This is a genomic window from Rhodospirillales bacterium (assembly GCA_016712595.1).
Lineage (GTDB): Bacteria > Pseudomonadota > Alphaproteobacteria > Rhodospirillales > Defluviicoccaceae > Defluviicoccus.
The window spans coordinates 567,474-585,016 of record JADJQT010000002.1; the positions used below are offsets into that span (position 1 = coordinate 567,474).

General features: G+C 65.8%; 15 protein-coding genes. 9 read left to right on the forward strand and 6 right to left on the reverse strand.

Going from position 1 to position 17,543, the window contains the following annotated elements; all coding sequences use genetic code 11:
* Nucleotides 1–304: 304 nt before the first annotated feature.
* Both IPK66_14515 and panB read right to left on the reverse strand, forming a co-directional pair.
* The gene (locus IPK66_14515; GenBank protein ID MBK8176429.1) at nt 305–1,174 is read right to left on the reverse strand and encodes a pantoate--beta-alanine ligase; all 870 of its coding nucleotides are present in this window, start codon (nt 1,172–1,174) and stop codon (nt 305–307) included.
* Between the two features lie 19 nt (nt 1,175–1,193).
* Nucleotides 1,194–2,033: a 3-methyl-2-oxobutanoate hydroxymethyltransferase gene (panB, locus tag IPK66_14520; GenBank protein ID MBK8176430.1), complete on the reverse strand. Its 840-nt coding sequence runs from the start codon at nt 2,031–2,033 to the stop codon at nt 1,194–1,196.
* 238 nt (nt 2,034–2,271) lie between these two features.
* On the opposite strand from panB, the gene IPK66_14525 reads away from it, so the two are divergent.
* The 6 genes from IPK66_14525 to IPK66_14550 all read left to right on the forward strand — a co-directional run bounded on the left by IPK66_14525 (nt 2,272) and on the right by IPK66_14550 (nt 8,254).
* Nucleotides 2,272–3,387, forward strand: a complete 1,116-nt coding sequence (locus IPK66_14525) for a 2'-deoxycytidine 5'-triphosphate deaminase (protein ID MBK8176431.1) — start codon at nt 2,272–2,274, stop codon at nt 3,385–3,387.
* A 214-nt stretch (nt 3,388–3,601) separates the two neighbouring features.
* Complete coding sequence (gene bioB, locus IPK66_14530; protein ID MBK8176432.1) at nt 3,602–4,648, forward strand: biotin synthase BioB; 1,047 nt, start codon at nt 3,602–3,604, stop codon at nt 4,646–4,648.
* Nucleotides 4,587–5,717, forward strand: coding sequence for an 8-amino-7-oxononanoate synthase (locus IPK66_14535; protein MBK8176433.1), 1,131 nt, complete (start codon nt 4,587–4,589; stop codon nt 5,715–5,717). Before bioB ends, IPK66_14535 begins: the two co-directional genes overlap by 62 nt.
* On the forward strand, nt 5,714–6,352 hold the full coding sequence (gene bioD, locus IPK66_14540; protein MBK8176434.1) for an ATP-dependent dethiobiotin synthetase BioD: 639 nt from the start codon (nt 5,714–5,716) through the stop codon (nt 6,350–6,352). The genes IPK66_14535 and bioD overlap by 4 nt, the downstream gene beginning before the upstream one ends.
* Entirely contained in the window at nt 6,349–7,635 is a 1,287-nt protein-coding gene (locus tag IPK66_14545; GenBank protein MBK8176435.1) for an adenosylmethionine--8-amino-7-oxononanoate transaminase, read from the forward strand. The genes bioD and IPK66_14545 overlap by 4 nt, the downstream gene beginning before the upstream one ends.
* Nucleotides 7,589–8,254 (forward strand): hypothetical protein, encoded by a 666-nt coding sequence (locus IPK66_14550; GenBank protein MBK8176436.1) that lies wholly within the window; start codon nt 7,589–7,591, stop codon nt 8,252–8,254. The genes IPK66_14545 and IPK66_14550 overlap by 47 nt, the downstream gene beginning before the upstream one ends.
* Nucleotides 8,255–8,387: 133 nt before the next feature.
* Here IPK66_14550 and IPK66_14555 read toward each other — a convergent pair whose 3' ends face one another.
* Together IPK66_14555 and IPK66_14560 are read right to left on the reverse strand one after the other, a co-directional pair.
* On the reverse strand, nt 8,388–8,864 hold the full coding sequence (locus tag IPK66_14555) for an Hsp20 family protein (protein MBK8176437.1): 477 nt from the start codon (nt 8,862–8,864) through the stop codon (nt 8,388–8,390).
* A 161-nt stretch (nt 8,865–9,025) separates the two neighbouring features.
* Nucleotides 9,026–9,667, reverse strand: a complete 642-nt coding sequence (locus IPK66_14560) for a YbhB/YbcL family Raf kinase inhibitor-like protein (protein ID MBK8176438.1) — start codon at nt 9,665–9,667, stop codon at nt 9,026–9,028.
* A 217-nt stretch (nt 9,668–9,884) separates the two neighbouring features.
* Between IPK66_14560 and IPK66_14565 the strand changes: the two genes are divergently transcribed.
* From IPK66_14565 to IPK66_14575, 3 genes are all read left to right on the forward strand, one after another.
* The gene (locus tag IPK66_14565; GenBank protein ID MBK8176439.1) at nt 9,885–12,191 is read left to right on the forward strand and encodes a penicillin acylase family protein; all 2,307 of its coding nucleotides are present in this window, start codon (nt 9,885–9,887) and stop codon (nt 12,189–12,191) included.
* Between the two features lie 47 nt (nt 12,192–12,238).
* Nucleotides 12,239–13,810 (forward strand): GH3 auxin-responsive promoter family protein, encoded by a 1,572-nt coding sequence (locus tag IPK66_14570; protein ID MBK8176440.1) that lies wholly within the window; start codon nt 12,239–12,241, stop codon nt 13,808–13,810.
* 238 nt (nt 13,811–14,048) lie between these two features.
* A complete protein-coding gene (locus IPK66_14575) occupies nt 14,049–14,753 on the forward strand; it encodes a hypothetical protein (GenBank protein MBK8176441.1) in 705 nt (234 codons plus the stop codon).
* Nucleotides 14,754–14,899: 146 nt separating this feature from the next.
* Here IPK66_14575 and IPK66_14580 read toward each other — a convergent pair whose 3' ends face one another.
* Complete coding sequence (locus tag IPK66_14580) at nt 14,900–15,799, reverse strand: carboxylating nicotinate-nucleotide diphosphorylase (protein MBK8176442.1); 900 nt, start codon at nt 15,797–15,799, stop codon at nt 14,900–14,902.
* A 73-nt stretch (nt 15,800–15,872) separates the two neighbouring features.
* Nucleotides 15,873–17,537, reverse strand: a complete 1,665-nt coding sequence (locus IPK66_14585) for an L-aspartate oxidase (protein ID MBK8176443.1) — start codon at nt 17,535–17,537, stop codon at nt 15,873–15,875.
* Between the last annotated feature and the right edge of the window lie 6 nt (nt 17,538–17,543).

The following is a 17,543-nucleotide window of genomic DNA, read 5'->3' on the forward strand; positions in this document are numbered from 1 at the left end:
AGTGGACGCTGGGTTATGTGACCTGGGTTTTAATTTGTTCAGGGGTGCGATATCCGAGGGCGGAGCGGAGCCGCTGACGGTTGTCGTAGGTCTCGATATAGGCGAACAGGTGCGGGACGCACCCTACAGCCCGCACCCTACAGCCCGCGAAAGCGAGCAAGTGCATAAGGAAGCCTCAAGTGACCCTTCCGGGATTGATCAGAGGGTGAGGGCAGCGACGCGGCGGGTTACGTGCGGCATGAGGGCCGTTCGATCGACGATGGCTCCGCGCTGACTGGTGCTCGCACCGAGCCGCGCTGGCGGCTCAGCCCACGGGCACGTTGTCGATCAGGCGGGTGGTGCCGAGGCGGGCGGCGGCGAGGACGCGGCCGGGGCGGGCGGGGTCCTGCCAGGAGGCGAGGGTTTCGGCGTCGCGCACGGTGACATAGTCCACCGAGGCGAAGCCGGCGCGCAGTAGTTCCGCCTCACCCCAGTCGCCAAGCTCGATGGCGTCCGAGCCCGCGGCGACACCCCGCGCCACCGTCTGTAAGATCTGGTTGAGCGCGGGCGCGATCGCCCGCTCCTCGGCCGAAAGGTAGGCATTGCGCGAGGATCGGGCGAGACCATCCGCCTCCCGTGCCGTCGGCACGCCTTCGATGACGGTGGGAAGGCACAGATCGAGCGCCAGCCGGCGCACGACGAGAAGTTGCTGATAGTCTTTTTCGCCGAACACCGCGACGTCGGGTAGAACCTGCACCAGCAGTTTGCCGACGACGGTGGCAACGCCGGTAAAGAAACCCGGCCGGAACTCGCCCTCGAGCAGATCGCCCAGTCCAGGCACGGAAATCCGCGTCATCGCCCCGTCCGGATACATCTCCTCGACCGACGGCGCGAATAACAGGTGCGCGCAGCCGAGTTCCGCGAGCTTTGCCGCATCGGCAGCCTCGTTGCGCGGGTAGATCGTATAGTCCTCGTTGGGACCGAACTGGGTGGGATTGACGAACAGCGAGACGCACACCCGATCGGCCAGCGTCGCGGCGTGACGAACGAGCGTCAGGTGGCCTTCATGCAGCGCGCCCATCGTCGGCACCAGAGCGACGCGCGCGCCGCCGCATCGCCAGTCGCCGAGGCAAGCGCGCAACCCGGCAACGCTGCGGGCGATCGCGATTGGCTCCGTTCCGACGAACTCCGTCATCCGGGTGTCTCCTCGTCGCTTACGCCGGCTCGCGCTTCGGCGCCTTGGTGCCGAAGCAATGCTCGAGGGACGGAAAACGCCGTGCGCGGACCTCGTCGGCGTAGGCCTTGCCGGCCTCGGCGATGGCGAGGCCGAGTTCGGCATAGCGCTTGACGAACTTCGGCTTGAAATCGGAGAAAAGGCCGGTGAGATCTTCGGTGACCAGGATCTGGCCATCGCAGGCGGGCGAAGCGCCGATGCCGATCGTCGGAATCGGCAGCATCTGGCTGATCTGCCGGGCAAGCGGTTCGATCGTGCCCTCGATGACGGTGGCGAATGCGCCCGCCTCCGCGACCGCGTTGGCATCTTCGATGATATCCGCGGCTTCCTTTTCGCCACGGCCGAGCGAGCGGAAGCCGCCCGCCGTGTTCACCGACTGCGGCAAGAGGCCAATATGGCCGAGGACGGGAATGCCACGCTCGACCAGGAAGCGGATGGTATCCGCCATTTCACAACCGCCCTCGAGCTTGACGCCGGAGCAGCCGACCTCCTTCATCACCCGCGCGGCGTTGCGAAACGCCTGTTCGCGCGATTCCTGATAGCTGCCGAACGGCAGGTCGACGATGACGCACGCCTTCTTCGAGCCACGCATGACCGCCTGGCCGTGGGCGATCATCATCTCCAGGGTCACGCCGAGGGTACTCTCCATGCCGTAGAGCACCATGCCGAGCGAATCGCCGACAAGCAGCAGATCGACGTTGTCATCGAGGAGCACGGCCGTCAACGACGTGTACGCGGTCAGGCAGACGATCGGCTCGCCTCCCTTCATCGCGGCGATGTGCGGGGTGGTGATCCGCTTCTGCCTGCCTTCGACGCTCACGCTTCGTTCCTCCAAGACCCGTGGCGGGAATTTAGGGCTGCCCTGCGGCGGGGCAAGGACTTATTCGTACGCCCTGTCATGTCGCCCGTCGTTGTGCCTGCGGGTTCAGCCTGCTACCACATATATCGGGTGATCCGCGAGGTCACTCGAACGGCAGAGGCCGGAAGACCGCCGGGAGACCAAGGTGGCCAACGAAGACGACGGGCGGTTGTTCCGCGTGCAAGGCGAGCACGCGGCGTTGCATTCCACCGGGCTCTTGCCGGCCCAGGACTTGCGCGCGCTGATCCGCAGTCACGAAGTGCAGTCCGTCGATGAGATTGGCGAGGCACAAGTTCAGCCGGCGAGCATCGATCTGCGCCTGGGCGACGAGGCATGGCGGGTTCGCGCCAGCTTTCTGCCGGGCCCCGAGGCCAGCGTCGAGGAACGACTCGCCGCTTTCGCCATGCACCGCATCGACCTCAGTGGCGGACCGGGGTGCGGTGCGGTGCTGGAGAAAGGCTGCGTTTACGTCGTACCCTTGCTGGAGAGCCTGGCGCTGAAGAGCCGTACCTCGGGGATCGCCAACCCAAAGAGCTCGATCGGTCGCCTGGACGTCTTCACGCGGCTGATCACCGACCGCTCGGCGGTTTTCGACCAGGTTGCCGCCGGTTACAAGGGGCGGCTCTATGCCGAGATCAGCCCGCGCACCTTCAGCGTTGTCGTCCGCCGCGGCACCTCGCTCAGCCAGCTTCGCTTGCGTCGCGGCAGCCCTTCCGCTTCGGACACGGCGTTGCGCCGGCTCAACGAACAGGTGCGGCTGGTCGACGCGGGGCAGAATGCCGCCGATATCGACGCCGGGATCGCGGTAACGGTTGATCTCGCGGGCAAGAGCGGGCGGCCGATCGGCTGGCGTGCCAGGCGACACGCCGATCTGATCGACCTGGAGAAGATTGGCCATTATGATCCCGATGCCTTCTGGGAGCCGGTTTTTGCCGACCGGCACGGCAGTGTCGTTCTCAACCCCGGCGACTTCTACATCCTTGCCTCGAAGGAAGCGGTGACGGTGCCGCCCGACTACGCCGCCGAGATGCGCCCCTACGATACCCGCGTCGGCGAATTCCGCGTGCACTACGCCGGCTTTTTCGACCCCGGGTTCGGTTTCGCCGAGGCCGGTGGAACCGGCTCGCGCGCCGTGCTCGAAATCCGCTCGTTCGAAGTACCGTTCGCGCTGCGCGACGCTCAGGTCGTCGGTCGCCTGGTTTACGAACGGCTCACCGCCGTTCCCGACAAGCTCTATGGCAGCGGCATCGGCTCGTCCTACCAGCGCCAGGGCTTGCAGTTGGCCAAGCACTTCCGGCCGCCGGACGCTGGTTGAGACCGCGGTGGAGCTTTTTCGCGGGATGCGCCGCGCCGTCGGTCATGAAACCGTATGCGAGGCTTGACGGTAACCGCGCAGGCGTGCTTATACGAACGATCTCGCGGCGTGCCCTCAGGCGGCCATGCGCGGACAATGATAATCGCTTGTACCGCAGCGGCGATGCGCCTTGCAGGCGCGGCCAGAACAGCGGCAGGGGAGAACACGACGGGCCATGGCAACGACGACGGCGAACGAGACGTGGACGCTCTCGGCCATTTCCGACCTTTATGACATGCCCCTGCTCGACCTCGTCTTCCAGGCGGCGAGCGTGCACCGCAAGTACCATGATCCGCGCGAGGTGCAGCTGTGCACCTTGCTGTCGATCAAGACCGGCGGCTGCCCTGAGGATTGCTCCTACTGCCCCCAATCGTCGAAATACGACACCGGCATCGATACGGGCCGGATGTTGAAGGTCGAGGAGGTCCTGGCGGCGGCCCGCGAGGCAAAGGACGCCGGCTCGACACGGTTTTGCATGGGCGCCGCTTGGCGCGAGGTGACCGACGGCCGGGCGTTCGATCGGGTCATCGATGTGGTCAAGGGCGTGCGCGAACTCGGGATGGAGGCTTGCTGCACCCTCGGAATGCTCTCCGAGGATCAGGCGAAGCGGCTCGCCGATGCCGGACTGTCCGCCTACAATCATAATCTCGATACCTCGGAAGAGTACTATGGTGCGATCGTCACCACGCGCACCTACGAGGACCGTCTGAAGACCATCGCCAACGTCTCCAAGGCCGGCATCTCGGTCTGCTCGGGGGGAATTCTTGGCATGGGCGAAAGCAACCTCGACCGTATCAAGCTCCTGCACACCCTCGCCAACCTCTCGCCGCAACCGGAGAGCGTACCGATCAACGCGCTAGTGCCGGTCGAGGGAACACCGCTGGAAGAATCGTCTCAGCTCGATACCTTCGATTGGATCCGGGCGATTGCCGTCGCCCGCATTCTGCTGCCGCGGGCCATGGTGCGGCTCAGCGCCGGGCGACTGTCGATCCCGCGCGAGGCTCAGGCGCTCGCCTTTCTTGCCGGTGCCAACTCGATTTTTACCGGCGAAAAGCTGCTGACGACGCCGAACCCCGAGACCGACTTCGATCGCACGTTGCTGGCGGAGCTCGGCTTGATGGGACGGGTGCCGGACAAGCACGACTGTCCGAAGGAGCACGATGCAACGGCTGGCGCACGATCTCGATCGGCTGAAGAGCGCATCACGGTATCGCTCGCTTAGCCTGCCGCGCGGCGTCGACTTTACCTCGAACGACTATCTCGGTCTCGCCGGGCACCCCGCGCTGAGACAAGCGGTGATGGATGCGCTGGCGGAGGACGCACTCGCCGGTGCGGCGGGATCGCGTTTACTCCGTGGCCATCTGCGTCAACACGCCGAACTCGAAGACTTCGCCGCGCGCTTTTTCCGGGCGGAAAGGGCGCTCTATTTTTCGACCGGCTTTCTCGCCAATTTTGCCCTGTTCACCACGCTGCCCCACCGGCACGACGCGGTCGTCTTCGACGAGTTCGTACATGCGAGCGTCAAGGAAGGCGTGCATGCCGGCCTCGCGGCTCGCTTCAAGGCGCGGCACAACGATGTGGACGCTTTCGCCGATGCGGTTCGCCGCGCCCGCCGCGCCGGGGCCCGCGATGTCTGGCTGGCGGTCGAAAGCGTCTACAGCATGGATGGCGATGTTGCGCCGGTCGCCGAATTGCATGCCCTCGCCCACGATCTCGACGCGATGCTCATCGTCGATGAAGCGCATGCCTCGGGTATATTCGGCGCGACGGGCCGCGGCTTTACCGAAGACCGATATGATGATCGCCTGATCACCTTGCACACCTGCGGCAAAGGGTTGGGAGTGGCCGGTGGCCTGCTGGTCGGCCCCGCCCTGGTCATGGACTACATGATCAACGCCGCACGTCCGTTCATCTACTCGACCGCGCCACCACCCTACGTCGCCGCGGCGGTCAGGCGTGCGCTCGAACTCGTCGATGCCGAGCCATGGCGGCGGCGGCGCCTTCTTGAACTGGCGACGCACGCCGCCAGTGCTCTGGCAAAAACGACAGGGCGCGCGGCCAGTACGGGCTCCACCCAGATCATCCCGGTGATCCTCGGAGCCGACGCCACCGCAGTCAGCGCGGCCGAGGCGCTGCAGCGCGCCGGCTTCGACGTGCGCGCGATCCGCCCGCCGACGGTACCCGTCGGCACCGCGCGCCTACGCATCTCGATCGGCCTTGATCGCAGCGAAGGCGAAATCACCGCGTTGGCCGACGCGCTTGCTGGCGTGTTGCAGAAGGCGATCGCATGAGCACGATCATCGTCACCGGCACCGATACGGGCATCGGCAAAACCGTCGTCGCCGCGATGCTGACCTTGGCGCTAGAGGGCGTGTATTGGAAGCCGGTGCAGTCGGGCACCGTCGACGGAACCGATGCCGCGACCGTAGCGACGCTCACCGGCCTCGGCCCCGAGCGCTTCATTCTCGAGCGCTACCAGCTGCGTGAGCCCCTCTCGCCGCATCTTGCGGCGGAAATCGACGGTATCGAGATCGATCCCCACACATTGGAACTTCCGGCGCGAACTGAAGGTCGGCGTCTGCTGATCGTCGAAGCCGCAGGCGGGCTGATGGTGCCGCTGACCCGGCGTGTTCTTTATATCGACGTCATGCAGCGCTGGGGCGTGCCAGTGGTGTTGTGCGCACCGACCCGCCTCGGCTGCATCAACCACGCGCTGCTTTCCCTTGAGGCGCTGCGCACGCGGAACATTCCGCTGCTGGGCGTCGTTTTCATCGGCGACGAAGCCGCGGACAGCGAGCGGACGATTTGCGCCTTCACCTCGGCGCGCCGCCTCGGCCGACTGCCGCGACTAAAGAGCCTGACGCCGGAGACGCTGCAGGCGGCGTTCGACGCGGGTTTCCTGCGCGAGGACTTTCCCACCCGATGACGCGGACCTGCGGCGCATCGCCCATCTGGCACCCATTTACCCAGCATGCCACCGCCGGGCCAGCGATCGAGATCGCCCGCGGCAAGGGCGCCTGGCTCGAAGCCAGCGACGGCCGCCGCATTCTCGATGCGATTTCCTCGTGGTGGGTGATCACCCACGGCCACGGCCATCCGGCGATCGCCGCCGCCATCGCCGAACAGGCACAGGCACTCGACCAGGTGATCTTCGCCGGATTCACCCATCCGCCGGCGGAGCGCCTCGCCCGCGGGCTGCGGGCGGTGACGCCAGAGGCGCTGGAGTACGTCTTCTTTTCCGATTCCGGCTCCACCGCGGTTGAGGTCGGCGTGAAGATGGCGGTGGGCTACTGGGCGAACGCCGGACGAGCTCGCCATCGGGTGGTGGCGCTCGAGCATAGCTACCACGGCGATACCTTTGGCGCCATGTCCGTCGGCGCCCGCTCCGTGTTCACCGCGGCGTGGCAGCCGATGCTGTTCTCCGTGGACTTTCTGCCGTTTCCCGAGCGCGGCCGGGAAGACGAGACGATCACGGCGTTCGAGCGGCTGCTGCAGACGGCGGGCGATGATATCGCCGCGCTGATTGTTGAGCCACTCGTGCTCGGTGCCGGCGGCATGCTCGTCTATCCGCCATGGGTGCTGGGTGAATTATTGGCGTTATGCCGCCGATACGACGTGTTTTTGATCGCCGACGAGGTGATGACCGGCTTCGGGCGCACCGGCACCCGTTTCGCCTGCGAACAGGCAGGCGTCGTACCGGACGTGCTGTGTCTGTCGAAAGGGATTACCGGCGGTTTTCTGCCGATGGGTGTCACCCTCGCCAGCCGTCGCCTTTACCAAGGCTTCCTGTCCGAAGACCGGGGGCGGATGTTCTTTCACAGCTCCTCGTTCAACGGCAATCCGTTGGCTTGTGCCGCCGCCATCGCCAACCTTGCGATCTGGGCGGGCGAGCCGGTGCAGGCCCGCATCGATGCCATTGCCGCCCACCATACGGCGCGCCTCGCGAGATTCCGCGATCATCCGTTGGTTGCGGATGTCAGACAGTGCGGCACGATCGCCGCGCTCGAACTGCGCAGCCAGCAGGCCGGGTACCTTTCGGATCTCGCCCCGCGGCTCTACGCGTTTTTCTTATCGCGCGGCGTTTTGTTGCGTCCCCTCGGCAACGTGGTGTACGTCTTGCCTCCGTATTGCATAACAATCGACGAACTCGACGGGATTTACGATGTCATCGGGGACTGTCTGGCCGCTCTCGGAAATCGAAGCCTCTAGCGCCGATCTGGTGGAACCGGTTCGCGCCCGCCTCGCTTGGTGGGTCGAACATCCGGTTCAGCATGCGCGCTTCCTCAACACGCTGGCGCTGATGGAGCATATCGGCAGCCGCAAGATCATGGTCAGCCAGACACGCGGCGCGCTCGGCCAGGACATCCTCAAGCATCTCGCCGAGGAAACACGCCATTCGTTCTTCTTCAAGCGCGCGGCCGAGGGCATCGCCCGACGAACGCTGGAGTTCGACACGAAGGACGCGGTCGCGCCGGGCTCGGCGTGCATGTATTTCGGCCGTCTCGACGCCTCGATTGGCGCGGCGCTCGGTCGCGACGTTCACATCGAAATCCCCTACCTCTACGTCTCTCTGACCATCGAACTGAGGGCGATCTGGACCTACCGCCTCTATCACGACGTCCTGACGCGGCACGCGGCGAGCCTGTCGTTGAAAAGTGTCCTTGCCGAGGAGGAAATGCATCTCGATCAGATGCTCGCCCGCCTCGAACACCTGAGTGCCGCGCCGCGGGACTGGTTGCCGGGGTTCACGGATACGGAAGATCGCCTGTTCCGCAGCTTCTGGTCCGCGCTCGAAGCTGACAGCGGCGGTGAACGCCGCGCGGCCTGAACCCAACCGCCCCGATTCCGCCCGCCGGCTGCCATCATCCGATCCCGCGGATACAAAAAGGGCGCTGCCCGCAGGCAGCGCCCTCGCTGCTTAAACAGCGTTTGCGCGATCGCGCTGGTCCACCGCTGGCTGCTTACGCGGCGCGGCGGGTATCCGCAACCTGCGGCTGAGCCGTCTCGACGGCTGGCCCGGCACCGATCTGAATGCGCCGCGGCTTCATTGCCTCGGGCAACTCGCGTACGAGGTCAATCACCAGCAGACCGTTGTTCAGCTTGGCGTTCACCGCATGGACATGGTCCGCGAGCTGGAACTGCCGCTTGAACGAACGGCTGGCGATGCCGCGATAAAGAAACGCCGTTTCGGTCTCCGCGTCTTTCTTGCGGCCCTCGACGACGAGTGCATTCTCGCGAGTCTCGATCGCCAGTTCGCCCTCGGCGAAACCAGCGACGGCAAGCGTGATCCGGTACTGATCCTCTCCCGCCTTCTCGATGTTGTAGGGCGGATAGCCGTTACCGGCCTCGCTCCATTGAACCGAGTTTTCGAGCAGGTTCATGAGCCGATCGTAGCCGACGGTCGAACGGAACAACGGGGAAAAATCGAAGGTGGTCATGGCTGCACATCCTTTGCATCAAGCAATGTGTCATCGCCGCTGAACGGCCGCGGCGCACGAGGCCGTTCGCGGCACCGAACCCCGATCGGGCATCCGGCAACAATGAGGTATGATGACAATTGCCGCTTCGCAAGCCCCCGCGCCACGCCTTTTCCAGCGCTTCAGTCGCCCCGCAGCTTCGCATTGAGCGTGTACGTCCCCGTCCAGCGTCCGCTTGCGAGGACATGCGTGTCCATCGCCTGGAGCGCGTCCGCGCCACCGAAACGGGCAGGAAGATCGAGGCTCGCAACATCGAGGGCATAGACGGAAAAGTGGTAATGATGGACGAGTTCGTCGTTCCATGGCGGGCACGGTCCGTCGTAGCCGCCGTAATCCCCCTTCATCTGTTCGTCCGAGGCGAACCAGTCGGTATAATTGTTGATCCCGCGCACACCGAAGTCGCTGCGGCCGGTTGGCTTGCCGCCCGGAGTAATTCCGCTGGAATCAGCGCCCTTCGCCAGCTTGCGGGTGCTGGGGGGAATGTCGACCAGGACCCAGTGGAAGAAATCGACACGCGGCAGATCGGCGGAGACCACCTTGCCTTCCTGGTTGACGTCATCCCCACGGGACGGAACATCCGGATCGCAGCAGACGATCGCATACGACCGCGTGCCTTCCGGGGCGTTCGACCAGCGGATCGCCGGGCTGACGTTTGGCCCCATCGCGATATGGCCCTGCTCGGCCGGCACGCAGAAGGCGTATTCGTCCGGGATCGGATCGCCGTGAGCCCAAGCGTCGATCACCACATCAAGTGTCTTGTTCATGTCCTCTCCCCTGTCGATCTGTTTATCCCACGCGAGGCACCGCAACGCCTGCGCGAGTGGCGAACCCTAGCATACTTACCGGCAGCCGATCAGCGGGCAACGCCCCCAATTCCGGGACGCGCGGGACAGTGGACCCGCTGTGGCGTGGGGCTGCTATTTCCAAGCAAGAAAGGCATGCTCATATTAGGCAGGTCATGCGAGAGCAGGGGACGTGCCAATGACGACACGACGATCTGCCTGGCGGCGGCGTTTGCTGCCGTTGCTCGGGGGTGGGGCGCTCGCTGGCTGTGCCTTTCTCCAGACGCTGCCGCCGCCGTCCGATCTCGCCGAGCGCCTCGGTGACTTTCCCACGACCGGGCTGCCGCTGGCACGCCCCGTCGTCGTCTATTGGAACGAGCATCAGGTACCGTTCATCGAAGCCGAAAGCGACGACGATGCCGCCTTTGTTTTGGGGTTGGTCCATGCTCACCTGCGCCTCGGCCAAATGGCTGTTTTTCGTCGCATTGCCGAGGGGCGCACCGCCGAAATGGTCGGACCGCTCGCTCTCGACATCGACCGCGGTCTGCGGACCCTCGGTTTCGGACGCGCGGCACCGGCGATCTTCGCAACGATGCCGGACGACTCGCGGCGCTGGCTCCGGCGTTTCGTCGACGGCATTAATTACTACCAGGCGACGGCGCGGCGGCTGCCGGCCGAATACGCCATTCTCGGCCTGTCGCGCGAGCCGTGGAGTCCTGAGGATCTGCTCGCGGTTGGCCGGCTGGCCGGCAGCGACGTCAACTGGCTCGTCTGGTCCAATCTGCTCAAGCTGCGTGGCCGCGACGACTGGCCGATGATCTGGGCCCGGCTCGCCGGGGCGGGCGGCGATCGCGCCGTGCCGAGGACGGGCGAACACCAGGGCGCGGCGTTCCATATCGACGGCATCCTTTCCGGGCTCGCGCGCTCCGGCAGCAACAGCCTCGCCATCGCGCCGACACGCACGCGCACCGGCGGCGCTATTCTCGCCAGCGATCCCCACCTCGGTCTCACTCTGCCGAACACCTGGCTGCTCGCCGGGTTGAAGTCGCCCTCGTACCACGCCGTCGGCCTGATGCCGGCGGGCTTGCCGATCTTTGCCATCGGCCGCAACCCCCACATCGCCTGGGGTGGCACCAACATGCGCGCCGCCTCCAGCGATCTCGTCGATGTCTCCGCCCTGCCGACCGAGGAGAAGTTTGCGCGAGAGGAGACAATCCGCGTGCGCTGGTGGTTTGATCGCACCACGACGGTCCGTACAACCCGGTTTGGCCCGATCCTCTCCGATGCACCGCAGATGCGCGGGCTGCCCGTCCCCGAGGTTTCGCTCCGCTGGACCGGTCACGAGGCCAGCGACGAAATCACCGCGATGCTCGCCGTCGCGCGGGCGCAGACCTTCGACGGCTTCCGCGCTGCCCTCGCCGGCTTCGCCGCGCCGGGCCAGAACATGCTCTATGCCGACGCCCAGGGGAACATCGGCCAGGTCCTGGCTGTGCGTGTTCCCGTCCGGACCGGGCCGCCGGACGATCTCATCGTCTCCCCGGCTGAAAGCGATGCAAGCTGGCGACGAATGCTCGGCCCGGCAGACTTGCCGGCAACGCTGAATCCCGAACGCGGGTTCATCGCTTCGGCGAACAACAAGCCCACGCATCTTGCCGAGAACACCACCGTTGGCTGGTTCTTCTCACCCGACGACCGCGTCCGGCGCATGGCGGAACTGGTGAGCGCTGGCGATCGCATCGGAATTGAGGACATCACGGCGATGCAGCGCGACGTCCGGGTGGTGTCGTCCGCGACCCTCGCCCGACTGTTCGTCACGAAAATAAGCTCGGTCGGCATCGACGATGCGCTCGACGGCAATGCCGCCCGCGTTCTTACGCTGATGGCCACCTGGGACGGTGACTACCGCGCCGACGCGCAGGCTCCGGTCGCATTCGAACTCTTCCGGGTCGCGTTTATGCGCGATCTCTATCAGGCCCGCTTTGGCGAAGACGACTGGTCGGCGTTTGCCGGAGTCGGGCGGATCAATGCCCTCTTGATGGAGGACATCGCCGCGGCGCCTGCGGACGCGCTTGCGGCGCGTTTGCGACACAGCCTCGACGCAGCGGCAAGCCGGCTCGAGGGGTTCCCGACCTGGGGCGACATGCATCGCCTGCAGCTTCGCCATCCGCTGGCGGCGGTACCGGTGGTCGGCAAGCGCTATGTCTTCGCCGACCATCCGATCGGCGGCTCGTCGGACTCGCTGATGAAGACGGCTCACGCGGCAACGGATGAACGGCATCGGGCAAGTTACGGTGCCAACGCCCGCTCGATCGCCGATCTGAGCGATATGGACCGGTCGTGGTTTGTGCTGCTCGGCGGGCAGGACGGCTGGCTGAACAGTTCGACCTTTCTCGACCAGGCGCCGCTCTGGCTTGACGGGCAATATATCGAGATGCCGCTGCGCCACGAAACCGTGCAGGCGCAGTTTCGCCGGGTAATGATTCTGCAGAAAGGGGAGCCGCATTGATGAAATGCGCCATGCCGACGGTCGTCCCAGAAAGGCGCGATGAGACGATGCCGCGACGGCGCGCGCGCAGAGTGGACGCAACGCCGCTCCTCAAGCTCTATGCCCGACGCCGATACCGGCAGCTTACGATACAGGACCCCGTCGCGGCGCAGGAGCGCACGCTTTCGGCGCTGATCGCCAAGGCCCGCGCCACGCGCTTCGGGCGTGATCACGGTTTTTCCGCCATCGACACCGTTGCCGCGTTTCAAAGCGCCGTGCCGCTGCGCCGCTATGACGAGATGTGGCAGGCGTACTGGAAAGACGGTTTTCCCCGCCTGACCGAGGTGAGTTGGCCGGGGACCGTCCCTTATTTCGCGCAAAGTTCCGGAACGACCAGCGGCGTGACCAAGTACATCCCGTGCACGCGCGAGATGATCGCCTCGAACCGCAGGGCCGGCCTGGATCTGCTGTCCCACCACCTGATCAACCGGCCTCAGAGCACCATTTTCGCCGGGCGGAATTTCATGCTCGGCGGGAGTACCCGTCTCGTCGAACTCGCGCCTGGTATCTGGAGCGGCGATCTCAGCGGCATCGCCGGCCGGACCGCGCCCGCATGGTTTCGGCCGTTCTACTTCCCGTCACGCCACCTGGAAGTGATCGCCGACTGGGAGGAGAAGATCTCCCGGATGGCGCCGGCGTCGTTGATGAAAGACATCCGCACCTTGGGCGGTACTCCAAGTTGGATGCTGCTGTTCCTTGAACACCTGGCGTCGCTGTACCCCGATCAGCCGCGCCGTCTGCACGCCTTTTATCCGAACCTCGAAATGCTCGTGCATGGCGGAGTGAGCTTCGCGCCTTACCGCTCCGCGTTTACTGAATGGCTGACGGGGGGTCATGCGGAAACTCGCGAGGTTTACCCGGCGAGCGAAGGATTCATTGCCGCTGCCGATCGCGGCGACGGCGAGGGCCTGCGCATGATCGTCGATAACGGTCTCTTTTTCGAGTTCGTGCCGGTCGATGAGCTGGGCAGCCCTTCGCCGACGCGTCACTGGATCGGCAATGCCGAGACCGACATCAACTACGCGCTGGTCCTGAGCACCTGTGCGGGCCTGTGGAGCTACATCATCGGCGATACCGTCCGCTTCGTCGACACCCGCCCGCCGCGCATCCTGGTCACCGGCCGGACGTCTTACAGCCTCTCCGCCTTCGGCGAACATCTGATCGGCGAGGAGGTCGAGCGCGGGATCGCCACCGCGGCGGCGGCGATCCATGCGCAGATTGCCGACTATTCGGTGGGCGCCGTGTTTCCTCAAACCAGCGCCGATGTCGGCGGGCATCTGTTCATCGTCGAGTTCTCGGGCGCGCAGCCCTCAGGTGACTCACTCGCCACCTTCGCCAAGGTGCTCGACGAGACGCTCGCCGCCATCAACGAGGACTACCAGGTTCACCGCACCAACGATTTCGGCATGCGCCCGCCGCAGGTCCATCCGGCACCGCACGGAACCTTTGCCGCCTGGATGAAGCGCCGCGGCAAGCTCGGCGGCCAAAACAAGGTGCCGCGCATCATCACCGATCCCGCGTTGTTCGAGGATCTGAAGGCGTTCAGCCAAGGGCACGGCGCGGAGCAAGAAAGCTTCTGACCGAGGATAAATCCGGGGGTTCCCGATAAGCGCGAGGTATCAGATGGCCTCGTTGATGGTAAGCTCGAATAAGCCCGTCTGAGGAGGGAAGCAAGAAAAGGTAAAACCGACCGTAATCGGAACCGACGGCAAGGACACGCTGGCCGGTGATATGTAGTCGACCGGCGGAACCAATGCGTCTTTGGAGATCGAACTTGGCAATGCCACAGACTCAATCGACGGCAGGGACGGCGGATATGTGAGCGACTTCCACCAGTCGCTTTTTGGCCTCGCCGGCGATGATGTCATCGCCGGAGACATATTCATATTGGGCCGGAATGCCGAGGTCGACATCCTTGTCGGCCACGGCGAAGACGCTTCCTACTATTACTACGATGCCCAAGGATTTCGCGGTGGTGACGATACGGTCGTTGGCGACTTTCTCGCCGGCCCGGAGAATGCGTGGTGCCGGATCGTCGCCGCCGCCGGCGCGAGTTCCATTGGGCGGTTGAACAGCGTCTCCGTTGCAAACGATGTGGCCTTCGGGGAAGGCGGAGGGGATGTGCTCGTGGGCGACGTCGACCGGCGGGAGCAGGCAGCCGAACTCTTCCTCACGGCCTATGCGGGAAAGGGTTGGGATGAATCTACTCTGGCCGGTGGAGACGAAAACGAGGTCCGCGCGTTTTCCGATGTATTGTCCGGCGGTGGGGGGGGGACGACTTACTTGTCGGCGATCTCACCTCGCTTCGATCGGCGGCAAACTACAGTGGCGGTGCCTCGCTCCGAGCGGCTGCCGGGACTGGAGGCAGCACTTCCTCTGGGTATTACGGCGACAGCGAAGACGGCGGCAAAGGCAATAACGTTCAGGCCTTCGGCGACGCGCTGGCCGGCGGGGACGGCGCCGACACCTTCGTCTATCCGGCCCGGGACGCATTCGACTTCGGGGCGCGGTCCCTCGATGTGATCGGCGATTTCGGCGACGGCGACAGCCTCGATCTGAGCGACCTCGTGCGGAAAGGAGAGATCTCCGGGGAGACGATCGATGTGGCGCTGCGGCTGCGCGTCGATGCTGAGGGGGCGACGATCGAGGCCAACGTCGCCGATCCAATGCTATGCGGTGACCAGGCGGTCGAGCGCGGGTTCGGGGCGGGCGACGATCGGCTCGAGGTCGAGACCAATGTCGAGGATGGGGGCGCTGTGGGTCAGCCAGCCGAGTGAGACGATATCGACGCCGGCCGCGGCGATATCACCGAGATTCGCGAGCGTGATCCCGCCCGACGCTTCGGTGACCATGCGACCGCCGACGATCTCGACCGCCTCGCGCAGCCGCGCCGGAGGCATATTGTCGAGCAGCACCGCATCGGCGCCGACGGCGACGAGCTCGCGAAGCTGATCGAGGGTATCCACTTCCACCTCGATCTTGACCATGTGTCCCAGCCGCGCCCGCGCGCGCTCGACGGCGGCACGGATGCCGCCGGCGGCGACGATATGGTTGTCCTTGATCATCACCCCGTCGTCGAGGCCAAAGCGGTGATTGGCACCACCGCCGACGCGAACCGCGTACTTCTCAAGCGCTCGCAGCCCCGGCGTCGTCTTGCGGGTGCAGACGATGCGCGTGCGCGTGCCGGCGACGACGTCCGCCGCGGTGCGCGTCGCCGTGGCGATGCCGCATAGCCGGCACAAGAGATTGAGCGCCGTCCGCTCCCCCGTCAGGATCGGCCGCGCCGGGCCCTCGACGACGGCGATGGTGCCGCCTTGCGGCACGTCACTGCCATCGGGACAGTCGACCACCATCGACAGGCCGGAGTCGAGCAGGCCGAACACCGACAGCGCCACCGGCAGGCCGGCGACGCGGCCCGGGCGGCGGGCAACGAAGCGGGCGCGGACGAACGCGTCGTCCGGGACCACCGCATCGGAGGTGAGGTCGCCGGCGAGGCCGAGATCCTCTTCCAGCGCCCGACGCACGATGCCTTCATACATCAACGGATAGAGCGGACCCACGTCGATCATGTCTATTCCTTCGTATCATCCGCCACGTTCTTATCGCCCGGCGGGCCGCACGCGACCGGAAGAGTGCCCGTGACTACGGTGCGACGACGCGCGCCCGGTCACGCACGCGATCGTTTTCGATATCGGCCATCGTCAGCACCTGCCGGCGCTCCCAGTCCGCGCCCGCCTCGGGATGATCGGCGCGGAAGTGAGCGCCGCGGCTCTCCGTGCGCCGCAGGGCGGCGGTGACCAGTAACCGCGCGACGGTGAGCATGTTGTCGAGTTCGCCGGCACGACGAAGACCGGCGAAATCGGCGGGGCCGTCGGCGAGCGCCTCTGCCTGCAAAGCAGCAAGCCGAGCCTGAAGCGCCGCGAGGCCGGACGAGGCCACAGCGAGACCGTCGCCCGTGCGGACGATGCCAACGTGTTCGGTCATCAGCGCGCGCAGCTCGGAGCGCATCGCCTCGAGCTCGGCTTGCGGCAATGCCGCAATCACCGGCGTGCCACGAGCGGAATCGACCGCCGGACTGCTCGTCCGCGCGGATGCACGGATATCCCCGGCGACACGATGACCGAAGACGAGCCCCTCAAGCAGCGAGTTACTGGCAAGGCGATTGGCGCCATGCACTCCCGTCATCGCCACCTCGCCGCACGCCCACAGGCCGGCAACGCCGGTGCGACCGTGCTCATCGGTGACAACGCCGCCCATATGATAATGGGCCGCCGGAACGACAGGGACCGGCCGCTCGCAGGGTTCATAGCCCGCCTCCCGGCAGAGGGCCAGGCCTTGCGGGAAACTCTTCTCGCCCTTTGCCGCCAGTGCCGGACGCATGTCGAGCATCACCGGATGCCCCGATGCTGTCCGCCGGGCGATGGCGCGGGCGACGACGTCTCGCGGCGCCAACTCGGCCAGGGGATGTTCATCCGGCATGAACCGGTGCCCGTGTTCGTCAAGCAGCAGCGCGCCGGCGCCGCGCAGCGCCTCGGTCAGCAGCGGCAGACGCGATCCGCCGCCGGCACCCGCCGGCAGCAGCGCGGTCGGATGGAACTGAACGAACTCGATGTCGGCGAGCCGCGCCCCGGCGCGCGCCGCCAACGCCAGCCCGTCGCCGGTTGCTTCGACGGGATTCGTTGTCGCCCGCCACAGGTTGCCGGTGCCACCCGTCGCCAGCACGACGTGGTTCGCGTGAACCTGAACCCACCCATCATGGGCGTGAAAGGCGGTCAGCCCGGTGACGCGCTCACCGTTGCCGACCAAGTCGGTAACGAAGCAGTCGGTCACGATGCGAACCGAGGGCGTCGCCGCGATCATTGCCAGCAGGGCGCCGACGAGATTGCGGCCGGTAGCGTCACCTCCGGCATGAACGATGCGGTCGATCGAATGAGCGGCCTCCCGGCCGAGGACAATGCGTCCGTCCGGCGCGCGGTCGAACGGCACACCGGCATCGATCAGCGAGCGCACCGCTTGCGCCCCCTCGCGGGCGAGCAACAGGGCGCGGGCCTCATCGACGAGTCCAGCGCCAGCGGCGACGGTATCGGCGGCGTGGCTTTCCGCGGTATCGCCAAGCCCCACCGCAGCGGCGATGCCGCCCTGGGCAAGCGCGCTCGATCCGCTGGGCGCCGCCGGTGTCTTGGTCAGCAGCAGTACCGGCGCCGGTGCCAGCGCCAGCGCGCAGGCGAGTCCGGCGACGCCGGAACCAACGATGACGACACTGCTCCGCCAGTGCTGAACGAAATGCTCTCGATATGCATCGGGCATGGGTGA